General features: G+C 73.5%; 4 protein-coding genes. 2 read left to right on the top strand and 2 right to left on the bottom strand.

Going from position 1 to position 2,878, the window contains the following annotated elements:
- Nucleotides 1-258: 258 nt before the first annotated feature.
- Nucleotides 259-687, top strand: a complete 429-nt coding sequence (gene apaG, locus RT91_RS18535; RefSeq protein WP_007423598.1) for a Co2+/Mg2+ efflux protein ApaG — start codon at nucleotides 259-261, stop codon at nucleotides 685-687.
- 100 nt (nucleotides 688-787) lie between these two features.
- On the top strand, nucleotides 788-1,426 hold the full coding sequence (gene folE, locus RT91_RS18530; protein WP_007423597.1) for a GTP cyclohydrolase I FolE: 639 nt from the start codon (nucleotides 788-790) through the stop codon (nucleotides 1,424-1,426).
- Nucleotides 1,427-1,569: 143 nt separating this feature from the next.
- Here folE and RT91_RS18525 read toward each other — a convergent pair whose 3' ends face one another.
- Together RT91_RS18525 and RT91_RS18520 are read right to left on the bottom strand one after the other, a co-directional pair.
- Nucleotides 1,570-2,553, bottom strand: coding sequence for an aldo/keto reductase (locus tag RT91_RS18525; protein WP_035189133.1), 984 nt, complete (start codon nucleotides 2,551-2,553; stop codon nucleotides 1,570-1,572).
- 84 nt (nucleotides 2,554-2,637) lie between these two features.
- A partial coding sequence (locus RT91_RS18520) for a hypothetical protein (RefSeq protein ID WP_035189131.1) occupies nucleotides 2,638-2,878 on the bottom strand: 241 nt, incomplete at its 5' end.

Raw genomic sequence — 2,878 nt, 5'->3', positions numbered from 1 at the left:
GCGCCATAGGGCGCGGAGACCGGCGGCAGCGCGGCGGCGGCCGGCGCGGCGGCGGCGAGGCACAGGGCGAGCGCGCCGAGGGCGCGGCGCGGCGCGCGGCGGAGGGCCGCGATGGGAAGCCTTCTCATGCGGCCTTCCTACTCCCGATCCGGCGCGCGGTCACGCCCGCCGGGCGGCCGGCTTGTCGTCGGGGATGGCGGGGACTACAAAAACGTGAAGAGGGGCCGGAACCGGCCCGCAACGACGAGACGTCCACGCATGACCAGCCACCGCCCCGACCCGACCGGCGCCCTGTTCGTCAACGAGGATGCCCGCATCAGGGTGAGCATCCGGGCGATCTTCCTCGAGGACCAGTCCCGTCCGGAGGAGCGGCATTTCGTCTGGGCGTATCAGGTGCGGATCGAGAATGTCGGCCAGGTGACGGCGCAGCTCATGATGCGGACCTGGACGATCACCGACGGCAACGGCCATGTCCAGCACGTTCACGGCCCCGGCGTGGTCGGCGAGCAGCCGGTGCTCGACCCCGGCGACGCCTTCGAATACACCTCCGGCACGCCGCTGGAGACGCCCTCGGGCTTCATGACCGGGATCTTCCACATGGTGGCGGTGGACAGCGGCGAGGAATTCGACGTGCCGACGCCGGGCTTCAGCCTCGACAGCCCGCACGCGGACCAGCGGCGGCACTGAGCCCGCCGGCGGGTTGCCAGTTTCGCACCCCCGACCATATCAGCCTCGAGGCGGGTGGCCGGGCGACGGCCGGATCCGCGCAGGACATGGAGACACGCACGTGGACATTCGCACGCCGCCGGACCAGCTCGACACCACCCTGGAGGACGGCCGCCCCAGCCGCGAGGACGCGGAGGCGGCGATCCGCACGCTGATCCGCTGGGCCGGGGACGACGCCGACCGCGAGGGGGTGCGGGACACGCCGGCCCGCGTCGCCCGCGCCTACGAGGATTTCTTCCGCGGCTATGGCGAGGACCCGGAGGCCATTCTCTCCCGCACCTTCGAGGAAACCGAGGGCTATGACGAGATGGTGCTGCTGCGCGACATCCGCGTGGAATCGCATTGCGAGCACCACATGGTGCCGATCATCGGGGTCGCCCATGTCGCCTACCTGCCGAACCGGCGGGTGGTGGGGATCAGCAAGCTCGCCCGCGTGGTGGACGCCTATGCGCGGCGGCTGCAGATCCAGGAGAAGCTGACGGCGCAGATCGCCAACACGATCAACGAGGTGCTGCAGCCGCGCGGCGTCGCCGTGGTGATCGAGGCGGGGCACGAATGCATGTCGACCCGCGGGGTGCACAAGCCGGGCGTGTCGATGGTGACCAGCCGGATGCTCGGCGCGTTCCGCGACGACCCCTCGACGCGGCGGGAGTTCCTCGCGATGATCCAGGGACGGCGCTGCACCGGCTTCGAGACCTGACCCCGTCGCGCCGCCGCAGGGGCGGCGCGCTAATCTGATCCTGTCGCGGCGCCGCCGGGCGGCGCGCTTGCCTGACCTCGTCGCGCCGCCGCCAAGCGGCGCGCTAATCTGATTCCGTCGCGGCGCCGCCGGGCGGCGCGCGCTCAGTGGCCGAGGGTTGCCATCTGCTCGGGGACGTGGCGGGCGCCGGCGGCGGCGCCGGGCGGGACCGCGCGGGTGAGCCGGCCGAGATCCTCGGCGGAGAGCGGCACGTCGAGCGCGCGGATGTTCTCGTCGAACTCGGCGAGGCCGGTCGGGCCGGGAATCGGCACCACGTCGCTGCCCTGGGCGAGCAGGAAGGCGAGCGCGAGCTGGGCCGGGGTGCAGCGCAGGCGGTGCGCCATGTCCTCGACGATGCGGACGAGGGCGACGTTGCGGTCGAAATTCCCGGCGAAGAAGCGCGGCTGGTTGCGGCGGACGTCGCCTTCGGGCAGGTCGTCCGGCTCGTGCAGGGTGCCGGTGAGCAGGCCGCGGGCGAGCGGCGAGGCGGCGATGAAGCCGATATTCAGCTCGCGCAGGCAGGCCAGCGTGCCGGCCTCGGGGTCGCGGGTGAGGAGCGAGTATTCGCTCTCGACCGCGGCGAGCCGGTGGGTGGCGTGGGCGCGGCGGATCGAGTCGGGCGACGCCTCGGACAGGCCGAGGAAGCGCACCTTGCCCTCGGCGACGAGGCGGGACATCTCGCCCACCGTGTCCTCGACCGGGATGGCGGGATCGACGCGGTGGAGGATCAGCAGGTCGATCACCGGGGTGGCGAGGCGGCGGAGGCTGGCCTCGACGCCGGCGCGCAGATGGGCGGGCGAGCCGTCGATGCCGAGAAAGGCGCCGTCGGCGCCGCGGCGGATACCGGACTTGGTGGCGAGGACGACACGGTCGCGCACCGGGGCGAGGGCGCGGCCGACCAGGCGCTCGTTGGCGCCGAGGCCATAGACATCGGCGGTATCGAAGAAGGTGACGCCGCGATCGACCGCGTGGCGGAGCAGCGCCTCGGCGGCGGCGGAATCGGGTGCCGCGGCGGACTCGGTCAGCCCCATGCAGCCGAAGCCCATGGCCGAGACCACCAGCGATCTGCCCAGCCTGCGTTCGTTCATCGCCTGTCCCCGAGGGTTGCGGCCGCCGCGGCGCTCCGGTGAGAGTGTGGGGAGAGCGGACCGGCTTGGCAAGCGGAAACGCGCTCAGGGCGAGGCGGGCACCAGGCGCGCCGGATGGCGGAGGACGCGCACGCGGGCGCCGCGCCGCAGGGTGGGCGGACCCGGCTCGACCACCGAGACCACGCTGCCATCGGCGAGGCGGACGATGTATTCGGCGGCCGGCGCGGCGGAGGGGGCGGTATCGACGCCCAGCGCGCCGAGCACGATGCGGCGGGCGCCGGGCGCGACCGGGCGGACCGCGACCACCGTGCCGGCGAGGCCGGCG

Source organism: Acidiphilium sp. JA12-A1, from assembly GCF_000724705.2.
GTDB classification, from domain to species: domain Bacteria; phylum Pseudomonadota; class Alphaproteobacteria; order Acetobacterales; family Acetobacteraceae; genus Acidiphilium; species Acidiphilium multivorum.
This window is presented reverse-complemented; position numbering and strand designations above follow the sequence as displayed.

Bases quoted from the DNA above. Each gene is read 5' to 3' on its own strand.
- apaG (WP_007423598.1), top strand. From the start codon at position 259: ATGACCAGCCACCGCCCCGACCCGACCGGCGCCCTGTTCGTCAACGAG.
- RT91_RS18525 (WP_035189133.1), bottom strand. From the start codon at position 2,553: ATGAACGAACGCAGGCTGGGCAGATCGCTGGTGGTCTCGGCCATGGGC.